Source organism: Chitinophaga sp. 10T418 (genome assembly GCF_056394125.1).
The window spans coordinates 203,527-228,147 of record NZ_JBFTHG010000008.1 but is presented as its reverse complement, the minus strand read 5'-3'; the positions used below and the strand labels follow the sequence as shown (position 1 = coordinate 228,147).

Sequence of the window (24,621 nt, the reverse complement as noted above, 5' to 3'; positions counted from 1 at the left end):
TGGACTGTGGCATCAGTGTATGCATGAAAGTAATGGGAGGTAAATGGAAAGCCTGGATCATTGAATCTATCCACGATGGCATCAGGCGGCCCAGTGAAATTCACCGGCAAATGGAAACTGAAGGTGCCAGCTACGCGTCATTACCATGCACCTCAGGGAACTGGAAGACCTGGGCGTACTCTATAAAAAGATATATCCCGGCACACCATTAAAAGTAGAATACTATCTCACAGAAGTAGGCATGAGTACGCTGCCGCTGATCAATGCCATGTCGCAATGGGGCAAAGAAAAGAAGCCCTACCTGATCGCAGGCGAACGTACTGCTTATCTGGCGGTTAATTAAAACACCGTCATTGATAATTTCGTTTAGCCGGGAAAGTGATCATATCACTATTCCGTATAGCCGATAATGTTAGATCAAAATTTCGTTTATCCGCACAGGTTATTGATGGCTGCGTACTGCAACAGCATAATGGTTTTCCCATCCTTTATTTCCCCGGTCCGGATCATATCCATAGCTGTTGTAAAGGGTAATTCCAGTACTTCAATATTCTCCTGCTCTTCTTCCAGTCCGCCGCCGGCATGCACCTGCTGCTCTTGGGAATAGGCTGCCACGAAGAAATATAATATCTCAGTTACAGAGCCCGGCGACATATACGCTTCAAATACCTTACGCACATCAGTTATATTATAACCCGTTTCCTCGATGGTTTCCCGGCGTATACATGCTTCCGGATTATCCTGGTCCAGCAGCCCTGCACAACACTCTATCATCATGCCGGTGTCATTGCCATTAATATAAGTAGGCATGCGGAACTGCCGGGTGAGTATTACGGTTTTATTTTCTTTATTATATAGTAAGATGGTAGCCCCATTCCCCCTGTCGTATGCTTCACGCTCCTGCCGTACTACTACCCCATCATTTCCCTTCGCTTCATAGCTAATCTTTTTCAGTACATACCAGTTATCAGACAGGATTGTTGTTTCAAGGATCTTTATCTCTTTCATATTAAATTGATCGTTTTTGATCGTTTTTGTTTATTTTTGATCAAGTTAAAGATTTAAAATGAATTTCCAGTTAAGAAAGCAAAAAATTCTGGCGCAGTTATCCGCACAGGGCGAGGTAGATACCAAAGCCCTGGCACAATCACTGGGCATTTCGGAGATCACCATCCGCAGAGACCTGAACCAACTATCGGATCATGGCCTGCTCTATCGTACCCATGGCGGCGCTATCCCCGTAACACACCCGGAAATGCCACACCGGTTTATTAATAAGGCTGCTGTCAACCAGGCTGCGAAAGATAAAATCTGCAGCAAAGCCGCTGCACAGATCAATGACGGCGATATTATTTTCATGGACTGTGGCAGCACCGTTTTCCGTTTATGTCAGTTCATTAAAGGCAAAAGGATCAAAGTCATCACCAACTCCATGCCAGTGATCAGTGAACTGCAAAACAGCCAGGTATCCCTGAACATCATTGGCGGCGAATATGATGCAGAGCGACAAGCTATTCATGGCAGCATGGCCATAGAACATATCCAGAGATACCAGGCGGGTAAAGCTTTTATTGGTGTGGATGGCATATCCGCGCAGGGATTATTTGCACACAGCGAAAAGGAAGCCGCTATTGCCCTCGCGCTGGCCGCACAAAGCACACAAACCTACCTGCTATGTGACGCCGGTAAAATAGATAAGCCTTCCTATTTAAGGTTTGCTCCACTGGAAATGGTGTACGCCATTGTAACGGATGCTGATCCGGCGGAGTTGAAATATTGTAAGAAGAAAGGCGTAAAAGTAATTGGTGTGTAGGACGCGTTTAAAAACGTATGAACCGCTAAAAGAAATAAGTACATGCAGGAACTACTACGAAAACACATAGAAAAAATAGTCCCGCTCACAGATGAGGAATTTGCGTTTGTAGCGGCTCATTTCACCATTAAAAGTTATAAAAAAAGAGAGTTTCTTATACAGGAAGGTGAAAGCGTAAAGTATACTTACTTTGTTGTCTCGGGCCTGTTAATGCTGATATATAACGACGATTCGGGGAAGCAGCATATTGTTTCCTTTGCCATGGAAGACTGGTGGGAAAGTGATTTCCTGGCTTTTTATACCCAAACTAAAGCCACTATGTCTTTACAATGCCTGGAAGACACCGATGTGTTCTGTCTTTCGCTGGCAGACTATCAAAACTTATGTGCAGGCCTCCAAAAGATGGAGCATTTTTTTCTTAAAAAAGCAAATGGTGGCCACATTGGATCACAGCAACGCATTTTGTCTTTCCTGACCTCTAATGCAAAAGAACGTTACGAACAACTCCTGAAACGATATCCTTTCCTGTCTCAAAGAGTACCTAAAACACTCCTGGCTTCCTACCTGGGCATTTCGCGTGAAACCCTTAGCAGAATTTGGCATTCCTCTTAACCTTGTTTCCATCGGCTTGTAATTGTGATATTTGTCACACAAAAGAAGTCCTATTATGCCTCACCTTTGCCATGTACAATTCGTTAATTGTTGTCTCTGCAGTGGCACAAACAAAAAAGCAAACAAATGGAAAAAAGAGTAATTAATCCGTGGAAATGGCAGGATGAGCGTAGCTATGTGCAGGCAGTTGAAGTAAAACAGACAACAGGTACCCTTTATTGTGCAGGACAGGCAGCCGTACACCCCGATGGGCGTTCCAGTACTGATGACATGAAAACCCAGTTGATACTGGCTCTGCAAAACCTGGAACAGGTAATCAGCGAGGCCGGGTACGAATGCAGCGGCATCGTGCGGTTAAATGTCTATACTACTTCATCAGCAGAATTTTTCACCTGCTTTGACCTTTTTCAGGATTGGATAGCGAAGCATGGTGTTAAACAGGCGCTTACATTGTTCGAAGTGAAAAGTCTTTTTGAAACATTAAAAGTTGAATTTGAAGCGACGGTTGTGAAATAATTATTAAACGTATTAGAAGACCAAGGCCTGGTATTGTGCCAGGCCTTTGGCATTTTTTGAACTAGAATACGCTGAGAAAAAAGACGTGAAAGTGATTACTGCATAGAAATACAAGTTGTATATTGCAACATATCCCTATATACTGATGACAATTGCAACACAAGAACTCCTTACCCGAAAAGAAACGCTGGAAACACGACTCAAAAAGTTCATGATAGATATTGAGGTTACCCATCTTCCTTACCTGGATTATTCACACGAAGAATTTGCCACTGCAAACGAAGCAGGTAAACGCATGATCATTCTTTATGCTGTCGCATACATTGCCCAATCCGGTATTCACGAAACGCAGAATGTCACCAAGCTTATGACTTGGCTCAAAGAAATAAACTTATGGGAAGATGTAAGCCAGAATGAAAAAGAGCTGTTTGAGGGAAGTTTAATCGATGATCCGGACAGGTTGTCTAAATTTTCCTGGAGAATAGAAGCTGCCTATATGCTTGCATGGGCGCTTGGAATCGTAAAAGAAAAGCCATCGCCAACCGGAGAACTTTCCCATGAGCAGGTAGATAATTTTATGAATGCTGTTCCCCGATTACTAAAAGATCCTACTGTTTTTTTGAATGGCCTGATACTGATTGATAAAACGAACATATACCTGGAGAATCTTTTCAACGAACTCGGTACCGCCCATCTCCGGGATTTATATTTCAGTGGAAAAGAGAATATTACCCAACTGCATAGCACGGCTTTATTGGAAAGACATAGAGTACTTAACTGGCTACGAAGATTTTCGGGCATTACAGACTGGGATGATACAGATACTTCCACCTGAGATAATGCTTTCACTATATAACAGCAATACCTGGATACCGGTCCGACAACATCTTTTTAAACACATTAAAATCAGCACTCTCGTACCGGTACTCCTCTTTATAGTTGTCCGTATCCATCACATCATTTCCATCAAAAAGAAAAGCGTATAACTTAAACAATTCATCCCTGTAACTCATTTCCAGCGTATACCCCTCATAATGGAGCACTAAAAGACGTTTATTCTTAAGGGCAACAAATATTCCTTTAAATGTTAAAACTGACATGTCATTTTTTTCAACAACCAAGGTACAACAATGAAAGCATTCATTTACTCTCATCAGCACCTCATCGGTGAAACTGATTTAATGCCCGGTGACGTTAGTATGGGCTGTGTGCAAGGCATCTTTGAGCCAAATGAATATTACATCTTCTCTGTTCAAAAGACTGTACATGAACTCAACAATCATCAAAAAACACAGCACCTTAGCTGGCAGCAATTAAAATTGAGTATACAATTGGAAAATGGGCGCTTTCTTCATCCTGCGGGCGGCTGCGTGATCAACGACCTGGAAGCGCTACCGGATGAACACATCTCCATCGATGTCATGGGACTTGATCACCACATTATCAGCGACTATTTCTATTCCAATATCCGCCCCAATGCAACTTTATAATCCGGATTCTCCGTCATCCCATTATGTCCCTGCCCGGGCAGCGTTATAATCGTATCCGTGGGCTTCAAACAAGCTTTCAGCTTTACTGCAGACGACTCATAATAAATCACCTCATCCTGATCGCCGTGAAAAATAGTAATCGGTGCAGTAGTGGCCTGTACATATCTGTAAGTAGGAAAAGGATATTTTAAGATAAACGAAGGCAGAAAAGGATACTGATGGTTCGCCATATCCGTCATACTGTAATAAGGCGCCTGCAATATAAGCCGGCGGGGATGGTTTGTGGCCGCCAGTTTCGCGGCAGTGCCGGTACCAACAGAATAGCCCAGGATGGTAATTTTACTCTCCGGGTAATTTTTCTTCATGCTATCATATACTGTCTGTGCATCTTCATAAAATTGTGCTTCACTTTTAATGTTGCTGCCACTTTTTCCATAGCCCCGGTAATCAAAAATAAACACGTCATATCGTAAACGTGTATACGTAGCTGCTACTTCTCCCCAGGTATCCAGGGCGCCGGCATTGCCATGCAGATAAAAAATCAATCCTTTGGCGGAATCTCTTTTAAACAACAACCCATGCAGCAAAGTACCGTCATTCATGCGGATCTCCTGCTCTTCAAAAGGCTGATGAAAGTGAAAGCTATAGTCGGCCGGTAACTTCTTAGGAAAAAAAAGTAAATGCTCCTGGATGAAGTATACAAGTATGCACACTGCTACATAAAGCAACAATAATATACCAGCTATTTTCCAGATGATCTTCATCTTACTAATATACACAACAAAGCCGTTCCAACAGAGCGGAACGGCCCTACTATTAACAAACTATTTTATAAGCTTCCTATCAATGCGGTATTGCTATAATCACACTGATTGCAACCATCTACAGTACCCAATGCGCCATCGGTGCCTCTGCAGGAAGTGTAGTTCCAGTAAGCGCGGTCGCGATAAAGCGGACCACTGCCAGGGCTTCCCCAGCTACCGTTGAAATTGAACTGGGTAATATTGCATGACATCTCCACCAGGTTGTTACCGGTAATAGCTTCATCTTTGGTACCATTAGGATTCCGGTAATCGCCCCAGTAACTGCAGGAATAACCGGGGAAGCTGATCGTATTTCTAAAATGATAGCTGCCGTGGGCAATCTTGCCTACAAATACCGGTATCTGATTATTTGATATTACATTAGAAGCTTTCTTGGTATACCAACCGGCATGTTGGAAATAAGTAACCGTGATTGCCTGTTGGGTAGACCGGTTAAATTGCACCACTACATGTTCCAGGTCATAATCATGACCACCTAAGCTACCGAAGCAATTCTCCTGACGCTTATACACCCACCAGTAATCCACAAATATTCTGTTGGCGTCATTGGGACTTGCCTGGACTTCATAGTAAGTGGGAAATAGCAAACTACGGGGAGGGATGTTGTTGGTGAGTACCAGTGTACCACCACAAACGATGCTAGCCGGACTGGTACTATTCCACACATCTTCCACAGAGGTGGGATAATCAGGCGCCGCCTGGTCGAACTTTAACAGCGGCGCAAACTGTACGGCCCATGCGCTGGCATTGGCACCGGTAATTTTATTGCTGCTTTCATTGCAGTTACAAGCCAGCGCAGAAGTAGCAACTAACGCCTGCAATGGCTTACCGGTTAAGGGATCCAGGCCGCCATTGGCCTGTTTACTACATTGTGTGAATAAGAGCGCAATGCTGCCGCTCAATAAAAACAGGGGGAGTTTTTTCATGTGAGGTGAATTTTAAAGTAACAAATATGAACAGCCTGGGTTCTGTACCAGGTCAGGATTTAGTACCTACTCTCTCCATGAAACCGAAAACCGTCACTCATCTATCTTGTCATCGTCATAGCAGCGTGGACCTGCGTGTTTACAGCACTCATTTGTTTTTCTACTGTTTTGGGGAAGACGCGTAATATTGCTTTAAATGCAGGATCACTACCGGGAAAACACAATGAAACAGCAGATTGTATCAGATCTGGCATAAAATGGAAGCGGATTACAACACAAAGTAAAGAGGTTATATGAACTCAATGTTATTAAGCGGCTTGCTGCCATAAAAGACGGGTAAGCGCTATCCCCCGGATGATGATAACTGGTAGTAATTGCTCATGGCTGATAATAATAACGTGGAATAAATAAAAATACAATGGGCCTTCCACATATGGAAGGCCCTAATAAGTTACATCAAAAATTTTGATTAATGAAAATATTGCTTCAGCATCTCTGCTGCGGTTAATGCACCTGTAGTGGTATTTAAAGAGTCGATCTTCGACAACTCCAGTTTGGCAGCTGAAATGGTTGTTGTTTCCAGCATACGTTTCATTGTCAGCATTTTTGCCGCAGGCAGGGAATCCCGCAGGTACTTTTCCATCATCAGGTTGGCAATAGGTACTGCAAAGGTGGAACCCATACCGGCATTTTCCACAATCACAGCAATAGCAATACGGGGATGATCCCTCGGCGCAAATGCCACAAATACAGAATGGTCTTTAAGGTCAACTACTTTGCCATCTACGATGCCCCGGTTCTCTGCAGTGCCGGTTTTACCACATACATCAATTCCGTCCATGTGAGCTCCCCTGCCGGTACCATGTTCTATTACATCTTCCATTCCAAAAATAACAGATCGGTAAGCGGTATCAGATACGTTCGCTACCACATGCTTTTCCTTGTATTTTTTCAGCAGGTCAGAATTATCCTGGTCAATCGACTCCACCAGGTGCGGTATATAATAGAAGCCCCTGTTGGCAATCATACACATGGCATTGGCCATCTGCAACGGTGTTACCGCTACCTGCCCCTGTCCCATGCCTACATATAATTCAGAACAGGAATTCCAGTTGCCGTTATAGAGCCGGTTCAACACGGTAGTATCAGCCACTATGCCCGGGCTTTCGCCCGGTATGTCAATACCCAGTTTATGCCCCAGTCCGAATTTAGACATATACTCTTTCCATTTGGTATGTCCTTTTTTCACACCACCCCATTTATTATTGTCTACTTCCATCCGGTACAGATGCATAAAATAGGAATTGCAGGAATGTGCCATGGCAATACGCAGGTTGCTGGCATGACCAGCTTCACTGTGCATACAGTGAACAATGTGTCCACAGGCGTTATAAGCCCCGCGGCAGGGATATCCAAAGTCGGGTGTAATCAGTCCCTCATCCAGTGCTACTATGGCCGTTAGTGGTTTCATGGAAGATCCTGGCTGATAGGTAGCCTGTATGCCCCGGTTCAGGAACGGCTCTGTAGGATCCGTAAACAGCTTGCTGACATTTTTTGTGCGGGAACTACCGGTGAGCAAATTAGGATCAAAAACAGGCCCGCTCACCATCGCCAGGATACCACCACTCTGCGGATCAATGGCTACGATGCTGCCTATCTTGTTGCGCATCAGTTGTTCTCCCAGCACCTGCAATTCAATGTCCAGCGACAGCCGCAGGTTTTTACCTGCAATAGCAGCGGTATCAAACACACCGTCCTCCAGTGATCCCTGGGGACGGTTTAAATTGTCTTTTATAATATACTGTGTACCCCGTTGCCCCATTAATATGGACTCGTACGTTTTCTCCAAACCTGTCAACCCTACATAGTCACCCGACTGGTAGTCGGCATATCCTTTCATCTTCAGCATAGCCGGCGATATTTCACCAATATAGCCCAGTATATTGGCGGCGGCCTTATAAGGATAAGCACGTACCGGCCGTTGTACCAGCTCAAAGCCGGACTGGAACAGGTACATACTTTCCTGCAAACGACTGTAAGTGGAGGGAGACAATAACCCTGCGAAAACGGAAGGACGTACCCTCCCGTTTTTTTTCACGGCATCGGCTATACGCGATTTAAATTCTTCGGTCGTTATCTGTAGAATATTACAGAGGTAGGCCGTATCTATCTTCCTGACGGCAGCAGGTGTAACCACCAGGTCATACAAAATATCATTACTGAGAATACTCCGGTTTTGACGATCGAAAATGATGCCCCTGCTGGGATACACAATTTTCCGCGTGACAGCGTTGGCATCAGCCAGTCGCACATACTTTTTATCGATTACCTGCAGGTAGAGCAACCTCGCAACAAAAATTAAAACTAATCCTGTGATAATGAATATTACAACAAGTTTCCTGGGTTGATTATAAACGGACATGGTAAGTGATGGCGGGCATCTTTTAGAATTACAAAACTATTTCATAAAAATAGTTCTGTATAGAAAAATAGATGAGCGGCCATTACAAATGATGAGATCACCAACTTTACTTCCCTTCTTTTTTGAAGGTACCATTCACGCCATCCCAACTGTATTTTGCAGCGTCTTTCGTCACAGACATAATCGGTTCTCCTTTCTTATTCACTTTCTCTGTCTCTACTTCCTCCACCATATTCCAGAAGATCATATCAGGTTGCCCATTCTTTTCTGCCGGGAAAGTAAATGTTTCATCGTGATAAAAAACACCAGCATCACCTACCGTATATCTATCCGGCAAAGGTACAAGGCGGCCGCTATTCATCCAGGCAAAGTAGTAAAAGTTGGAAGGTACTCCACAGGCGGCCCCGTTAAAGCCCAACGTGATAATGTTCTGTACATTGGAAAGTCCCAGCCCACTCATTATTTTAGACTCTGTAAAATTAGCATCCTCCCCGTCAGATATGAGGCAGGAACTGATAGCCATCAACTTCCCGGCCTGCACCACTTTCAGCTTTACCAGGAACATCTTTGAAACAGTATTAACACCATCGTTGACAAACGTTGAATCTACATGACGATCAATGGCATATACAAACTTAGTATCCCCCCTGCGCATTGGTGTAAAGGAGATTAATCCCTGCCAGAGAAATCCTTCCTTATCGATACCGTTCTTTTTATATTTTATCTCTAACCAGGGACCTTTAAGCCCTTTCAGGGTAAGCAGTTTATCGGTAATGGCGGTAACCGTGATATCATCGCCGGTTAAAAGCGTGTCTATTGGAGGTTGCTTGGTATCTGCGCTGATACGCACATAGGCAGTATCTGCAAAAATATAGCGGGAGTCATTTACCTGTAAACTCCAGGTACGCATATCAGGCTCAGTTTCCTGGGCAAAAGCTACAGCCGTAATAAGAAAGGAGCAACAAACAAACACAAAAAAAGCCATCGTTTTCATGAAGTATAAATAGATATTGAAACCCAAAAGTAACACTTTACCTCCTGAAAACGATGGTCCTTATCATTTTGCAGGAGGACAGATCTGCATCATATACACTGCACTGCTGACCTCATAGGATTGCAGCACACCCGTTGCACAAGGCACCTTATAATTGCGGTAAGTAAGTCCCCTGGTAACATCCCGGTTGCCCCAGGCGGCATTAATATTTTTCTGCATCCAGGGCAGGAACTGTGTTTGTTTAGCATCGGTAATCAGCAGCAGCATGTACTCACCCAAAATAGCTTTCAGCACTCCCTGCTCATTCCAGCCACCTTCTGCCGGCAGAATACCGTTTACATCACTCATCGTTTTCTGTGTGTAAGTCGCCGCCAGATTGGCCTGGTCAAGATAGCTTTTCGTGCCGGTCACTTTATACAACATCACCGCTGCACCAATAAAGGTACCCTGGTTATAGGTATAATCAGACCAACCTTTATTTCCATTGACATTGTTATCGGCAACCCTGCCGGTATTGGGATCAAACAGGTTATTCACACCCCAGCTATACACCTCTTTCGCTTTCTGTAAATAGCTGTCGTCACCAGTAATTTTATAGAGCGTCATGGCAGCTATAACGGTTGGAAAATTGATGCAGGAATTTTTACCACTATGATTAAAATCCCAGAACATGCCTCCCTTCACCGGATCATAGGACCCATCTCATACCCGTTTGAAACCAGACACAGAAAAATCCAGGTATTCTTTGGTACCGATGAGCTGATGCGCTCTGGCCAGGGATATTACCCACCACATGATATCATCATAAGGGCCTGCCAATATTTATCATAAATCGATTCAAAAGCAGTGGTATCATCTCTTTTTATGAGCTGTAATAAATCTCCATCACTCAACATTTGTTCGCGCATATTAAAAAGTGGGGGGATACCTTTATAATTTCCCGCGGACGAAAAATAATGATAATCTTTTAGCTTTTAGCCATTAGCTTTTAGCTTTTAGCAAAAATGCAGCGAAAAGAGAAGCGTAAAGGCTCATCTTCGCTGCATTTTTGCTAAAAGCTAAAAGCTAATGGCTAAAAGCTACTATCGCTACTGCTTATCCCACCAAAMCCGGCTGCTCAGATCATCCGGCCCGCCGATGCGCTGTACAGCCTCATCATAATGCTGCTTGTTCAGCAACGCCTCCCTGGATGGATACCCATGCCTGCGGGGTATTTGTCCGTCACGGGTTTGTGCATTCGCCGGCGGCAGTAATTTCGGGAACCCGGTTCTCCTCCACTCATACCAGGCTTCCCATCCATTCAGGAAAAGAGCTACCCACTTCTGCGTACCTATCAGCTCCAACGCTTTAGCAGGACTGTACACCACCCCGGGCGAGGTAATACAGGCGGCATAGGCCGCATCGGTATATACTCCGAACTGCTGCATCGATGCTTTGATGCCTGCCAGGTAATATAATTCTGCATCTGCATCGGTACCGGGTATCCACGTTAACTTCACCGCCTCTGCCAGCGCAAACTGGACTTCTGCAGCGGTATAAAAGTATACCGACGATTCCGGCTTACGCATGGCGGCACCCAGCAAAGACATAGAGGAAAAATTAGTGTTGATCACCCCATACGCCTGTCCGTGATATAAACCATCTCCCGCCTTGTCCCCGAATTTGGGTAACCGGGGATCATTGCTGGCCTGTAAATTATTCACCAGCGTGGCAGATAAAGCATAAGGGTTATTATCTACCCGCCAACTGAAAGACCAGTAATTCTCATTGTTCTGATCTCCTGTGAGATAATTATATACCACGTTGTCTTTATTATCCAGGATCACCCCATCCGCAAGTGCAGCATTAAATGCAGCTTTCCCTTTTACGGCGTCAATCTTCGACAACCGCAGCGCCATTACCAGTCGCATCGTATTGGCAAATTTTTTCCACCTGGCCGGATCTCCGCCAAACAGGATATCTCCTTTTACATTTACGCCGCCATCAAATTGTGCCGCCGCTTCCTTCAATTCTTTAAACAGATCCGTGTAAATATCCTGTTGCTTATCATAGGCAGGCGTCAGGTTATCACTTCCTTTCAGCGCATCTTTATAAGGTATATCTCCCCAACGGTCTGTCATGTGCAAAAAGAAATATGCCCTGATGATACGGGCAATGGCCAGCTGATTGGCATTGGAACCAAATGAACTGGCTTCCAGTTTTTTTGCAGGATCCAAATTGGTATTGATCACTACCTGCAAATCGTTCAATGCCCCCTGGTAATATCCATAGTCCCAATTCCCTCTTACGTATACTCCTTCCCGTTGGTAAGTCATCTCCGCCAGGTGCTGTGAATACAAGGGCGCCTCCCGCATCAGGTTATTGCTGCTGCCTACAATAGTGGACGCCATATCACGCAGAATATTAGTAATCAGGTAACCGGTATAAGGCCGCTTAGGCATGTTGGGATTGGTGTTGATATTCCCGAAATCTCCCGGTTTACAGCTGTATAATGTCAGTATAAGTAATAGTATGCGAGTAATAAATGGATGCTTCATAAGTAAATGTTTTATGGCTATAATACCAGTTTCAGATTAAAACCAATGGTGCGTGTGGCCGGCACCTGTCCTCTTTCTTCCCAGAAGCTTTCCAGCTCGGAAGTATCAATACCTTTCAGGGCCGTATAAATCAACCACGGATTTTGTGCATACAACGCCACGTTCAAACTGGTAACGCCCAGGCGTTTGGTCCACGGCTTCGCGGCAAAAGTATACCCCAACCGCAGCTCCCGTAGTTTCACATAACTGGCATCATAAATAAATGGTGGTGCTACCTTGTTAAACAGGTAAGTCCAGTAATACGTACGTGCTTCCACGTAGCCGTTGAAAGGCGTACCGTCTGCCAGTACCCCATCCGGCTTGATACCACCACCCTGTGCTACCGGCAAACGCCAGTCGTTGCCCTTGTCGTTGGTGCCTACAGTAGACGGATCCAACCCGGTACCCAGCAGGAACATTTTGGTGAGTGACAGGAACTTGCCACCTACCTGGTAGTCGATAGAAAAAGTAAAATCAAAATTCTTATACACAAAGGTGCTACCCAAACCACCGGTAAACTTTGGCAGAATAGATCCCAGCGGCTGATTTTCATTCGTGAGATAAGCACCGTTGGCATTTACAATCGGTTTACCATTATAGGGACTTTCTATGTTTTTACCATTGGCATCTTTGGCCTGGTAATACTGGAAGGTAGGCCCTACCAGCAATCCCCACTCAGCTCCTTTCCGGTGATCCAGCTCCAGCCGTAACCCGTTTTCCCGGGAAGCTGCCAGGTAGTTGTCCATGTTCGCTGCCAGATCTATGACCTTGGATTTATTAGTCGCTGCATTCACATACAGGTCCCAGGAAAAATCCCGGTTACGTATAGGCGTAGCTGTGATGGCAATGTCCATTCCCTTACTCTGTATTTCTCCCAGGTTAGTTAAATAGCTGTTGTAACCATTGGTTTCGCTGATGGCCAGGTTAGCAATCTGCTTGGTATTTTTATTATTGTAGAAACTAACATCTACCCCTACACGATTATTAAAGAGCTTTAAAGCCAACCCGGCTTCTATACTTGTACTGAGCGAAGGCGACAACCGCGGATCTACCAGCTGATCCGGTGTATTCAATGCCGGTGAGCTACCATAAGGGTTTTGCAGGTTATAACCGGTATTGATCGCATAAATGCCGGCATCAGATCCGGCCTGTGCTACCCCCAGTCTTACTTTACCAAAGTTCAGCCAGTTACTTTTAGGCAACAGTTCTGTAAAAATAAAACTACCGGATACAGAAGGGTAGAAATAATAATTTTTGGCTACGGGCAAGGTAGACGACCAATCGTTACGCCCTGTAATATCTACATACAGTAAACGCTTGTACCCCAGCGACACCTTAGCATACAGACTTCTGATCTCCTGTTCCGCGTAGTCATTAAAAGCATTGGGACGTTGAATGGAAGCTGTAATAGCATATAGATTAGGAACACTTAATCCTCCAACAGTATTGGCTTCATTGCGGGTTGCTTTATAATGGCGGATGTTACCGCCTAACAATCCATCTATAGAAAAATCATGCAGTTGTTTGTTGTAATTCAGCGTCATTTCATAGTTGAACTCACGCGGCAGTGAAGCACCGGATTTATACATATCCTGCTTTACCGTACCGGAAGCGATGCGATCATCATAATCATCTACCATGATATCGGCACGCATCATCGATTGTAATTTCAGGTTGGGTAATATTTTATAATTGAATCCTGCATTACCGAATACCCGGAAGTTGGAATAGCGGCGATAGCTTTCATAGTACACACTGTAAGGATTATCGCGCTTGCGAGGCCGTAAGGTGGTAGCGGAGTCGTTGCCATTAGGGCCTACAATATTCCAGGTACGGTAAGTACCATCTGCGGTTTTATAATCCCGCAGTCTTTTCATATCTACAGACCGTTGAAACTCCTGGTTGAACTGCGCCATGATACTACGCTGATTGGAGTTTCCACCATCAAATGGTTCTGCCATCTGTGTAGTACTGACTACGTTGATATCTGCAAAAACAGAAAACTTATCGGTCACATCAAAGTTACCGGTGAAGTCAATAAAATTACGTTTACGGTTGGCATTCGGATAAATAAGGTCGCGGTACTGATTGGCATAAGACAGGCGGTAGGAGGCTCTTTCCGTACCGCCGGAAAATGCTACGCTGTTATTAAGGTTGATGCCGGTCCTGAAAAAATCGCGTACATTGTTAGGATGCGAAACGAAAGGAGTTTCTTTTCCAAAGTCTTCCCCCGGGTACCAGCTAAACCATTCCCTCACCATAGTACCATCCATTTTTGGCCCCCAGCTCTGGTCCATATAATATTGCACCATTTTCTGGCCGTCAAATTTCTGCCAGTCAGCCGGATGTTTGTTGGGATCAAAATGGAAGACATCAAAATTCATATTGTCGCCAGCGCCATAAGTATTCTGGTATTCCGGGATCACGGATAATTTTTCAAAGGCGGTACCGGAGTTGATTTCCACCCGCATTTTCTGATTGCGCTTACCGGTTTTGGAGGTAAGCAGCACCGCGCCGGCGGCGGCACGGATACCATACAATGCGGTAGCAGCGGCGCCCTTCAGCACAGAAATAGATTCAATATTATCCAGGTTAATATCGGTATGTGAAATGATGGTACCATCCAGTACATAAATGGGGGATCCTCCACCTAAGCTGTTGGCGCCGCGTATGCGCAAGCCGGCATCACGGAAAGTGGAGCTGGGCGCACCTACCAGCTGGGCGCCGGCAATTTTTCCGGCCAGCGCTGTTTTCAGATCAGTGAACTTACCGTTGTCGACCTGCTCTCCGCCTATTTTCTGAATGGCATATCCCAGAGAACGTTCTTCCCGTTTTATACCCAGGGCAGTCACCACTACTTCGCCGAGCTTCTGAAAATCGCCTTCCATATTTACATTCAGCGTACCTTCTTCTGTTACGGGAAGTTCCTGTTTTTTCAGGCCGGTAATGCTGAACAACAAGGTAGTGGGAACGTTTTTCAATTTAATACTATAGCGACCATTTTCATCGGTAATGGTACCGTTGTTGGTGCCCTGTTCCAGTACGGTTACCCCGGGTAAGGGGCCTGTTTTGTCGCTGACAATACCGCTGGTCTTTTTGACCGGCTTCCCGGGAGCTGCTTCTGTGGCGGATCCCGGCAAAATTACAATCACGCCGGATTGTTCATTGATTACCGTTCTGGTGTTTTTCAGGATACTGGTTAATATTTCCCGGAGACTTTTATTATCAAATGCCTGATGATTTACGGGGAAGTTCTTCAGCTGGTTGGCATTATAGGCAAAATTAAGCCCTGTGGCTTTTTCAATCTCCTTCAGGGCATCCAGGGCATTCCCGGCAGAGATCACCAGGTGCGGTATTTTCTTGTCAAGTTGCGGGCTTGTTTGCCCTAAAGCATTGTTGCTTAAGGCTAAGGGCAGCAGCCATAAAAACAATCGGAGCACTTTTACCTTAAATAATTGGCAAATAGGTATCCTTTCTCTAATTTTAGAAATGAGAATCATGAGCTTACATTTTATGTGAGAGTTTTCAGCAGCATTCGTTAGGGCGAATGCTGTTTCATTTTACATACACGTGAATTTTGTTTTGTTGGTCTTTTTTGCTAAACCGTACATTACTTATTTTCTCAACAATCGTGAGCACATTCTGCAAAGGCATACTGGCATTAAAGGTAATCGTCCGGAGTGAGTCATCGGATAGTGAATGCTTATCAAACTCCACCCCATAGATCATCTCCAGACGTTCCAATATATTAGACAATGGTTCCTCTCTCATTACAATACGACCGCTGGTCCACTCATCGCCGCCCAATCCTTCTTCATGACGCGTGGTAAAATGATAGCTTTTACTGTCTATCATTACCTGGTCTGCCGGCAGCAGGTTACAAAATGTTTGTCGGGCTTTTCCCACACTTACCTTACCTGTTTTCACCGTAATCTTTACCGCAGGGCTGTGTGCATATTTCATCACATTAAAGGAGGTACCGAGTACGGTGGTGGTGATGCTGTCGGTGAGCACGCGGAACGGACGGGCAGTATTGGGTTGTATGCTAAAAAAGGCTTCTCCTTTATGGAGGATAACGATGCGGTCTTCTTTATTAAAATGGTTGTTGAAACTAAGTTGTGAGTTAGCGTTGAGGATCACTACAGAACTATCCGGCAGCATCACTCGTTTCTGTTCCCGGATGCCTGTACTGATCCAGGTCAGCGTTAATGGCTTTTCGGGCTGCGGCTGTAACCAAAAGTAGTGGATGCCCCAGCACAGCAATGCAATAGCAGCAGCACTGCCGGCGATGCGGTACACCCAGGTAAGCGGACGTACCTTTGCTGCTGCCGGTTGGGCATTGGCCAGGATAGACTGCAGCAACCGTTGCTTCGCCTGTTGCCGTTCTTCTTCAGAGGCAAAAGGAGTTTCCTTATTTTGTTCGTTCAGCCGATCGAAGAGATCGGATATCTTCTTATCATGTCGCCCCATAGTAACCCGTATGTGTATACGAAGACAACTCAGCGATCATTTTTTGATCAGACGAATCTAATAATTAACATTTCATTAACATAAATATTTACTTTCGCAGTAACCGTCGCTTTACGTTGTTCAACTGATTGCGAACGGTATGCTCTGAAAGGGAGAGCAGGTCGGAGATTTCTTTCACATTAAGGCCGTCCATGAGGTAAAGACGGGCAATTTCCCTCATTTTGCCAGGCAAGGCCTCCAGGTGCTGCAGTAACCGGCGGGCATATTCTTTTCGCTCTATAACGGCGTCTTCTTCACCGGCACTATCGATGCTGTTGAGTAGCGCCTGATAGTGGGCATTTTTCACCGCATTGGCTTTCAGGAAATTGTAGATCCTGTTTTTCAGACTTTTGAACAGGTAAGCTTTTACGTTGGTGTCTATCTTAATACCTTCCCGTTTATCCCATATGTGCAGGAAAAGTTCCTGTAATACATCTTCCACATGATCTTTATCGCCCAATATCTTCCAGGCATAGCCATACAACTCTTCCCAGTGGCGTAGATACAGCTCTGTAAAGCCTTCCATGCTGCCAGTTTTAACCAGGTGAAACAGTGCTATGTCTGTTAAATGGATAGTCATATTAATTGAATGATCGCACCTGACGAAATTACTTTTATCCGCGTAGCCGGTGAACAGCAGGCGTATTATTAAAACATTAATTAAGTTGGGCTGATTATTTCATATGACGCGGAATGGCGCGGATATTGCTTTTCATAACGATCAGAATTACATTTTGGCTGTACTGCTTATCTTTTTGAAAATTAATCAAATTGTAAGAAGAATACCGAAAAAAATTATGAGATTACAATAATATGATTTTACCCTGAGAGAGTACTTTCACGTACTTAGCAGTTGTTTTTGCTTAAATTCGTCATATGTCAACAACCGGTACCCGAAATCTATCACAACGAGTGAAAACATTTTCACACTTTATCGTAGGAGACCCTCAGCAGTTTACCTTGGAAAACCGCATCTTTAATGCCATTTGCGCGATTGCCCTCATCATTATTGCCATTAATGTTCCTTACAACTACATAACGGGGCTCACTGTCACCTCGTTTATTTTTTCTATCCTGGTACTGGCATTTGCCGGTATTTATTATTTATCAAGATACCGGAAGATGGTAAATCTATGCATCGCCATTTCTGTGATCACGATTAACGTGTCATTTGCCATCAACTACTTCTACAGTGGAGGTATAGAAGGCGCCTCCCTGTTATCTTTCACACTGGCCTTCTTCCTGACCATGCTAATTTCACCAGCTAAACAATATTACTGGTGGATAGGCCTCAACCTCTTTACTGTACTGGGATTGATCATCTATGAGTATTATCATCCCCATGCAATCCAACAAGTCTATAAAACGAGGGGAGACATCTTTGCAGATATGACACCCACCTATATTATTAGTGTGGTCGTTATTTTCGTGGGCACCATTTACCTGAAGAATGCCTACAACAAAGAAAAGAATCAGGGAGAAGAAAAAACCCGTTCGCTGGAAATCATGAATACAGAGAAAAGCAAGCTTTTCTCGCTCATTTCGCATGACCTCCGCAACCCGCTGGCATCTATCCAGTCCTATCTTCAACTGATGCGGGAAATAGAAATTGACCCTCAAAACAAGATACAGATAGAAACGGAGCTACTATATGTGGTAAACAGTACACAGGAGATGTTGTACAATATACTCGTATGGTCCAAGACACAAATGGATGGACTCAATGTAAACCTCACTCCGGTAGATGTAGCGGCAGCCATACTGCCCATTCTGAAAATTAACAAAATGGCCGTAGCCAAAAAGAAAATCAGCCTGGACACCAATATAGACGCCTCTATTAAAGTAATGGCAGACATAAACATGTTACAACTGATTGTCCGTAACCTGGTAGGTAACGCGGCCAAATTTACACCGGCAGGCGGCTCCATTTTTATTACCACCTGCAGAAGGGGTGATAAATGTTTAATTGAGGTGAAAGACAGCGGAGCCGGCATTGACGCCTCCAGGCAGGTAGATATGTTTTCTTTGAAAGTACGCTCTACCTTCGGCACCGACAACGAGAAAGGAATCGGGTTGGGCCTGTTTCTCTGTAAAGAGTATACTACTGCGCAACAGGGACAGATCTGGTTTGAAAATAATAAACATGGCGGAAGCTCCTTTTATCTGGAGCTTCCGCTGGCTAATTAGTTATTCTGCTTTCAGACTGTTGACCGGATTGGCCACTGCCGCCCGGATAGCCCGGTAGCTCACCGTTAACATCGTTATCAGGATAGCAATAAAGGCGGCCGATACAAATACCGTCCAGCTGATCTGCACGCGATAGGCAAAGTCCTGCAACCACCGGTTCATCATAAACCAGGCAAGGGGAGTGGCAATAACGATGGCCAGTAATACCAGTTTCAGAAAATCTTTTGATAACAGCGTTACTATACCGGTTACAGAAGCGCCCAGCACCTTGCGGATGCCTATTTCCCGGGTACGTTGTTCCGCGGCATAAGTAATCAGCCCAAACACCCCTAAGGAAGCAATCAACACGGCCAGCACGGCAAAGGAAATAAAGATCTTGCCAGTGCGCTGTTCAGCCACATATAACCGGTTAAAATCATCATCCAGGAAAGAATATACAAAAGGCTGTCCGGTCATGCCCTCCTGTGCCTCATATTTGCTTTTGATCTGTGCAATCACCTGCTGAATATTGGCGGTGCGCACCCGGAATATCATTTTACGACGATATTCACCCAGACGGAACACCAGGGGCGGTATTTTATTTTTTAAAGATCCGGTATTGAAATCTTTCACAATACCAATCAGCTTTATCTGTGCCTTACCATTGTTATTATCATACAGGTACTTATCATTTACATCTGTAAAGCCCATCAATTTTGCAGCGGTTTCATTTAACAGGAACGCAGTAGTATCAGAAGGCATGTCTGGCGAGAAGTTCCTGCCGGCAGCCATCTGCATACCCATAGTAGGAATGTAATCCGCATCCACATACCAGTCATTTATACCCATTACCTGTCCGTTACTACTTCCGGCATCCCTGGAATAGATACTGGTATTTATTGCAACATCAGTAGGCAGCGAAGCCGTCATCGTACCTGCTTCCACCCCTGGAATCGTCAGTACTTCCTGCCGGAAACTTTTGGCATGTGTCCATAGCGCAGCCGTATTTCCCAATACMAGCATTTGCTCTTTATTATATCCCAGTTTCTTATTGCGGATAAAATCTAACTGGTTTTTGATGACCAGCGTACCCACTATCAGTAAAATAGCAGCGGTAAACTGAAATACCACCAGACTATTTCTTAACCAACTCGCTTTAAAACCACCCGACAGCTTACCTTTCAACACCTTCATCGGTTCAAAACCAGACAGGAAAAATGCAGGATAGCTACCCGCCAGCAAACCTATTGCTGCAGCCGTCACTACTAAAAAAGGAATCATCCAGATCAGATATGTTGTCTTCAACATCATATGCTTGTCTGATAACTGATTCAGGAATGGCAACAGCAATATGGCAATAGCAACGGCGAGTAATAAGGCAAAAAAACTAGTCAGTGTGGATTCCGTCAGGAATTGAAAAATCAGTGATGACCGCTGGGAACCCAGTACCTTCCTCACCCCTACCTCTTTTGAACGTCCGGCAGAACGGGCCGTAGAGAGGTTCATAAAATTCACACAGGCTATCAGCAAAATGATGATAGCTACTGCGATAAAAATATATACATATTGAATATTCCCGGAAGGCTCTACCTCGCTGGACAAAGGAGAATGCAAATGAATTTTGGAAAGAGGTAACGCCACATATCCAAAATGTCCGCCGTTCTTTTCAATATCCGCAATAGTACCACCCGTCATTTTTTTCAGAGAACTCTCCATATATTTTTGAGTAGCTCCCTTCAGATACCCTTCCAGTTGTCCACAGCTCCCTCCCGGCCGCATCAGTATATAGGTGGTATAGTTATCTGCCATCCACTGCGCACTGCGACTGTCCTCCAGTTCTGACATAGCACGGATAAAATCAAAGTGCAGATGCGACTGGTCAGGCACATCTTTTATCACCCCGGTTACCTGGTAGGTATTGACGTTATCTGTCAACAAAGTTTTTCCTAATACATCAGTGCTGTTAAAATATTTAAGTGCCATGCGTTCAGAAATCACAATAGAATGTGGTTGCGTTAACGCGGTTTTAGGATCACCCGCAATCATAGGCAGGGTAAATACATCAAACAACGAAGAATCTGCAAAACTGGCGTTATTTTCTAACAGCGTGGAAGTCCCCTTTCTCACCATTATACTACCTTGCTGAAAAAAACGTACATAATTCTCCACCTGTGGATAGTCCTGCATTAATACCGGTCCCAGCTGACTAGGTGAATATCTTTCCTTAAAGGCATTGCCATTCACAAAGAAATCTGCATCCACACGAAAAATGCGATTAGCCTTCTCATTAAATTTATCGTAACTCAATTCATCTGTTACAAATAAGGTGATCAGCAAACAGGTAGCCATGCCTATAGCCAACCCGAAAATAGTAATCGCTGAAAACCCTTTGTTTCTCCATAAATTACGTAATGCTATCCTGAAATAATTTTTAAACATAGTGCGAATTATAGAAGTTCCTTGTATAGACACATCAATTGAAGGTTGGTTGCTCCAAATAAATGCCGGAAAGGAAGTCTTTTGATTACCAACACTTTACAATAATTCCGCACCGGGCGAATGCCCGTAAACAGCACATAATATGTCCGATTCCGAACAACCACTATCTGTTGATGGGCCTTGCTCTTAATGCAGTCCAGGTATCATCTATAGACACACTCGTTACGGCCTCCAACCCTACTGCCTCAAAAGCTGTCCATACCGTTTCCCGCTTAATATCGCTTTTAATACTGCCGCTGCCTTTAGGATAACAGGCCCAGAAAATACAATCCGGTTTACCCGATGCCACATGCACCTTCACCAGTTTCTCCAACTCAGATTGTGTAAGCGCAAATACCTGTACAAAATCATAAGCACCTTTATTTTTAGCTGCAGGTTTCGTATCGTAACTGACATCACCTATGAGCGTGATATATTCAGAAGGGGCATTGATGATTAAAGCACTGGCGGCTTTATGGAAGTATAGCTTTTTTAGTACGGCGGATTCGGGCATTTGCTTTTTGTTATAAAAATAAAAAAGAACGACAAGATTCCTGTCGTTCTTTTTTACAAGTTGATAATGAACTTTACAAAAACATCCCACCTGAAGCCTCAATACGCTGCGCTGTAATCCAACGCGCTTCTTCTGTACACAGAAAAGCTACTACCCCGCCAATATCATCCGGCACACCGGTACGTCCCAGCGCTGTTTGAGCAGAGATATGTGCAATGGCCTGTGGCGCATGATCAAATACGGCTTTGGTAAAATCTGTTTCAATAATACCTGGAGCCACTACATTGGCAGTAATGCCACGTACACCCACTTCCTTCGCCAGGTACCTGGTGAATACTTCTATAGCGCCCTTCATGGAAGCATAAGCTGCATAACCGGGAGTTACAAAACGGGCCAGTCCGGTAGAAAGATTAATGATACGACCATTGTCGGCGATGAAAGGCAACGCCTTCTGTGTAAGGAAGTATACGCCTTTTAAATGCACGTGATACAATTCATCAAAGTCTGCTTCTGTTGTTTGTGGAATCAGGGATCCACGATCAATGCCGGCATTGTTTACCAGGAAATCAAAGGTACCGCTGCCGGTTGCTGTCTGCAAATGAGTGGATACGGTATCGAAAAAAGCATCGAATGCTTTTGTATCGGCGGTATCCAGCTGGAAAGCCGCTGCTTTTTGTCCCAGTGCCTGTATCTCCCCTACTACTTTGTCGGCTTCTGTCTGGTTGCTTTTATAAGTGATAATGATATCGTGTCCGTTTTTAGCAAGATGTAAAGACATATTCCTGCCTAAACCACGACTACCGCCCGTTACCAGGGCAATTTTATTTTTCGCTGCCATTTTTGTTATCTTTTTTTGATAGCACAAATTTCAGGTAATCTTTTGGAGTGGTTGTGGTGATAGCTTAAGTATTTTAAAACGAAACCGACCATTCTATGCAGGGTATTGCGCATAAAATGGCCGGCTATTATTAGTGGCGATATTAATCGTTTAGCAGCATCTCCAGCTGCTGCTTCAGTTTCTCTTCTACTTCTGGTCCTTCAAATCCTATGTTGGTGAAAATGATGTTACCGTCTTTGTTGATGAGATAGGAAGCAGGAATAATATTAAAGCGGAACTTATCTCCTATGGCTGGATCTGTATTATAATACACCGGGAAAGTATATTTCTTGTTTCCGCTCCAGCCTTGTGCATCGGCCAGGGTATTTTTAGCGCCACTGTTAGTGATCATAAATACCACATCCGGATGTTGTTTGTATTGATCATATAATTTTTGCAGATAAGGCATTTCCTGCATACAGGGGATGCACCAGGTAGCCCAGAAATCAATCAGGATGACCTTACCTTTCAACGATGCCGCGGATACTGGTTGTCCTTTCATATCCACAAACGTATTCAGGAGTGGCGCAGGTTTGTTCATCCGTTGTTTTTTCACTTTGGCTATCAGCATCTTTTTCCGGAACACCTCCAGCTGTGCCAGTTTGGTGGCATTATTGGTATGCTGATAAAAAGCGGCAGCGTTATCCAGTGTTTCTTTGCCGGCATATTCATCTATTGCCTGTTCCATGTATTTATCTGCTGCTGCGAGATGTCCCTGTTTCATGGCGATCAGTCCCAGTATAGATAATAAATGCCCGCTGCCTTTATGAATCGTTGCCTGTCGCGTACTATCATCTACTGCAGGATAGATATAACCTGTTTCAGGGAAATAACGGATCACACCTACCGGGTAACTACCTGCACTATCCAGTGCACGTTGTGCGTAGCCGCGGGCACTATCCAACGCCAGACTGTTGTCAAGCAATGTTTGCGCGATCTCCTGCCAGGTGAGCAACTTATAAGGGTTCTCCTTTTCGTTGGTCATAAAACGGGCGTGATACAATACTTTGTTGCTATCCTTTTTTACGCTGTAATATTTAAACAGTACGTCATGCATGCCGGTAAAAGATTCGCTGTTCGCTGCTGTTTCCTTTTTCAGTTCATTTTCAAAAAAGGTGATCTGCCGTGCCGTATCTTTTCCTTTTGCTACTTCTTCTGTCATTAGCTCCCTGCCTACTGCCGAGGCGGGATAGCGTTCACGGATAACTTTCCGGATAGAGTCCAGCCGGGTGTTTTCACCAATGATCAGGTAGCCCATGGTCACCTTGTTAATGTTGCCTCTGTCAGTAGGCGCTGCATTAAATTTATCAGCAATCACCTGATGCGCCTGCGTTCTGAATTGTTCTTTTTCCTTAGCAGTAGCAGCCTTATTGATTTGATACGTCAGCAGCCGCAATTTTGCTTCGTAGTTATCCGGATAATGTGACAGCTCTTCTTTATAAAGTGCGGCTTGTTTATCCGCCAGCAAAGGAGATTTCCCCATTTGCGCGCTCATGCTATATCCTTTATAGAGCGATACATCTTTTACCGGCATTTTATTTTTAAAGACAGTGATTTCATAGTGCCGGTCTTTTGCTGGTTTGTCAATCGCCTCTCCGCTTTCCAGGTAAAAGGTGGCGAACGTGCTATAGTCAGCCAGCACAAAGGAGGTCGTCCATTTATTGCCGTTGCGCTGCATGTTCATTCTCCACGCCTGGTTGTAAAAATTGGAATAGGAAAATACCACAGTTACCGGGCTATCAGCAGGCGGGATGGTCGCTCCCGGCGCCGATGGATCGTAAGTAATAGTGACAGTCTGACCGCGTTCCGGATACTCCGGTGTGATCACCACCCGTTGTTGTGCATACGTTTCACTAACGGCGAGTACCGCCAGTAAATGTAGCAGGATTAAATGTTTCATACGA

General features: G+C 44.5%; 22 protein-coding genes. 7 read left to right on the top strand and 15 right to left on the bottom strand.

The genetic code is table 11. The features are described 5' to 3' along the window. The first annotated feature begins 145 nt into the window (after nucleotides 1-145). A complete protein-coding gene (locus tag AC1DCV_RS23550; protein WP_477025442.1) occupies nucleotides 146-343 on the top strand; it encodes a winged helix-turn-helix transcriptional regulator in 198 nt (65 codons plus the stop codon). Between the two features lie 86 nt (nucleotides 344-429). On the opposite strand, the gene nudK is transcribed toward AC1DCV_RS23550, so the two are convergent. After that, nucleotides 430-1,008, bottom strand: a complete 579-nt coding sequence (gene nudK / locus AC1DCV_RS23545; protein WP_477025441.1) for a GDP-mannose pyrophosphatase NudK — start codon at nucleotides 1,006-1,008, stop codon at nucleotides 430-432. Between the two features lie 58 nt (nucleotides 1,009-1,066). On the opposite strand from nudK, the gene AC1DCV_RS23540 reads away from it, so the two are divergent. The 4 genes from AC1DCV_RS23540 to AC1DCV_RS23525 all read left to right on the top strand — a co-directional run bounded on the left by AC1DCV_RS23540 (nucleotide 1,067) and on the right by AC1DCV_RS23525 (nucleotide 3,776). After that, nucleotides 1,067-1,813: a DeoR/GlpR family DNA-binding transcription regulator gene (locus tag AC1DCV_RS23540; RefSeq protein WP_477025440.1), complete on the top strand. Its 747-nt coding sequence runs from the start codon at nucleotides 1,067-1,069 to the stop codon at nucleotides 1,811-1,813. Between the two features lie 42 nt (nucleotides 1,814-1,855). Beyond that, entirely contained in the window at nucleotides 1,856-2,425 is a 570-nt protein-coding gene (locus AC1DCV_RS23535; protein ID WP_477025439.1) for a Crp/Fnr family transcriptional regulator, read from the top strand. 126 nt (nucleotides 2,426-2,551) lie between these two features. Continuing rightward, nucleotides 2,552-2,941: a RidA family protein gene (locus tag AC1DCV_RS23530; RefSeq protein ID WP_477025438.1), complete on the top strand. Its 390-nt coding sequence runs from the start codon at nucleotides 2,552-2,554 to the stop codon at nucleotides 2,939-2,941. 145 nt (nucleotides 2,942-3,086) lie between these two features. Next, entirely contained in the window at nucleotides 3,087-3,776 is a 690-nt protein-coding gene (locus tag AC1DCV_RS23525; protein WP_477025437.1) for a DUF4272 domain-containing protein, read from the top strand. A 13-nt stretch (nucleotides 3,777-3,789) separates the two neighbouring features. Here the strand turns inward: AC1DCV_RS23525 and AC1DCV_RS23520 are convergent, their stop codons facing one another. After that, nucleotides 3,790-4,041 (bottom strand): hypothetical protein, encoded by a 252-nt coding sequence (locus AC1DCV_RS23520; protein ID WP_477025436.1) that lies wholly within the window; start codon nucleotides 4,039-4,041, stop codon nucleotides 3,790-3,792. 30 nt (nucleotides 4,042-4,071) lie between these two features. Between AC1DCV_RS23520 and AC1DCV_RS23515 the strand changes: the two genes are divergently transcribed. Beyond that, entirely contained in the window at nucleotides 4,072-4,431 is a 360-nt protein-coding gene (locus tag AC1DCV_RS23515; RefSeq protein WP_477025435.1) for a hypothetical protein, read from the top strand. Here the strand turns inward: AC1DCV_RS23515 and AC1DCV_RS23510 are convergent. The 9 genes from AC1DCV_RS23510 to AC1DCV_RS23470 all read right to left on the bottom strand — a co-directional run bounded on the left by AC1DCV_RS23510 (nucleotide 4,398) and on the right by AC1DCV_RS23470 (nucleotide 17,262). Then, on the bottom strand, nucleotides 4,398-5,195 hold the full coding sequence (locus AC1DCV_RS23510) for an alpha/beta hydrolase (RefSeq protein ID WP_477025434.1): 798 nt from the start codon (nucleotides 5,193-5,195) through the stop codon (nucleotides 4,398-4,400). The genes AC1DCV_RS23515 and AC1DCV_RS23510 overlap by 34 nt on opposite strands. 65 nt (nucleotides 5,196-5,260) lie before the next feature. Beyond that, entirely contained in the window at nucleotides 5,261-6,181 is a 921-nt protein-coding gene (locus AC1DCV_RS23505; protein WP_477025433.1) for a hypothetical protein, read from the bottom strand. A 469-nt stretch (nucleotides 6,182-6,650) separates the two neighbouring features. Further along, complete coding sequence (gene mrdA, locus AC1DCV_RS23500) at nucleotides 6,651-8,603, bottom strand: penicillin-binding protein 2 (RefSeq protein WP_477025432.1); 1,953 nt, start codon at nucleotides 8,601-8,603, stop codon at nucleotides 6,651-6,653. Between the two features lie 106 nt (nucleotides 8,604-8,709). Then, complete coding sequence (locus AC1DCV_RS23495; protein WP_477025431.1) at nucleotides 8,710-9,513, bottom strand: hypothetical protein; 804 nt, start codon at nucleotides 9,511-9,513, stop codon at nucleotides 8,710-8,712. 147 nt (nucleotides 9,514-9,660) lie between these two features. Further along, on the bottom strand, nucleotides 9,661-10,269 hold the full coding sequence (locus AC1DCV_RS23490; protein WP_477025430.1) for a glycoside hydrolase family 76 protein: 609 nt from the start codon (nucleotides 10,267-10,269) through the stop codon (nucleotides 9,661-9,663). A 416-nt stretch (nucleotides 10,270-10,685) separates the two neighbouring features. Then, nucleotides 10,686-12,134, bottom strand: a complete 1,449-nt coding sequence (locus AC1DCV_RS23485) for a SusD/RagB family nutrient-binding outer membrane lipoprotein (protein ID WP_477025429.1) — start codon at nucleotides 12,132-12,134, stop codon at nucleotides 10,686-10,688. A 17-nt stretch (nucleotides 12,135-12,151) separates the two neighbouring features. Continuing rightward, nucleotides 12,152-15,604 carry a SusC/RagA family TonB-linked outer membrane protein gene (locus AC1DCV_RS23480; protein ID WP_477025428.1) on the bottom strand — a complete coding sequence of 1,151 codons (3,453 nt, stop codon included), beginning with the start codon at nucleotides 15,602-15,604 and terminating at the stop codon, nucleotides 12,152-12,154. Nucleotides 15,605-15,728: 124 nt separating this feature from the next. Next, the gene (locus tag AC1DCV_RS23475; protein WP_477025427.1) at nucleotides 15,729-16,643 is read right to left on the bottom strand and encodes a FecR family protein; all 915 of its coding nucleotides are present in this window, start codon (nucleotides 16,641-16,643) and stop codon (nucleotides 15,729-15,731) included. An 88-nt stretch (nucleotides 16,644-16,731) separates the two neighbouring features. Then, entirely contained in the window at nucleotides 16,732-17,262 is a 531-nt protein-coding gene (locus tag AC1DCV_RS23470; protein WP_477025426.1) for an RNA polymerase sigma factor, read from the bottom strand. Nucleotides 17,263-17,558: 296 nt separating this feature from the next. On the opposite strand from AC1DCV_RS23470, the gene AC1DCV_RS23465 reads away from it, so the two are divergent. Further along, nucleotides 17,559-18,869, top strand: coding sequence for a sensor histidine kinase (locus tag AC1DCV_RS23465; protein ID WP_477025425.1), 1,311 nt, complete (start codon nucleotides 17,559-17,561; stop codon nucleotides 18,867-18,869). Here AC1DCV_RS23465 and AC1DCV_RS23460 read toward each other — a convergent pair whose 3' ends face one another. From AC1DCV_RS23460 to AC1DCV_RS23445, 4 genes are all read right to left on the bottom strand, one after another. Beyond that, entirely contained in the window at nucleotides 18,870-21,287 is a 2,418-nt protein-coding gene (locus AC1DCV_RS23460) for an ABC transporter permease (protein ID WP_477025424.1), read from the bottom strand. It abuts the gene before it with no gap. A 163-nt stretch (nucleotides 21,288-21,450) separates the two neighbouring features. Then, nucleotides 21,451-21,840: a hypothetical protein gene (locus AC1DCV_RS23455; protein WP_477025423.1), complete on the bottom strand. Its 390-nt coding sequence runs from the start codon at nucleotides 21,838-21,840 to the stop codon at nucleotides 21,451-21,453. 73 nt (nucleotides 21,841-21,913) lie between these two features. Continuing rightward, nucleotides 21,914-22,678: an SDR family oxidoreductase gene (locus AC1DCV_RS23450; RefSeq protein ID WP_477025422.1), complete on the bottom strand. Its 765-nt coding sequence runs from the start codon at nucleotides 22,676-22,678 to the stop codon at nucleotides 21,914-21,916. 142 nt (nucleotides 22,679-22,820) lie between these two features. Continuing rightward, nucleotides 22,821-24,617, bottom strand: a complete 1,797-nt coding sequence (locus tag AC1DCV_RS23445) for a TlpA family protein disulfide reductase (RefSeq protein WP_477025421.1) — start codon at nucleotides 24,615-24,617, stop codon at nucleotides 22,821-22,823. Between the last annotated feature and the right edge of the window lie 4 nt (nucleotides 24,618-24,621).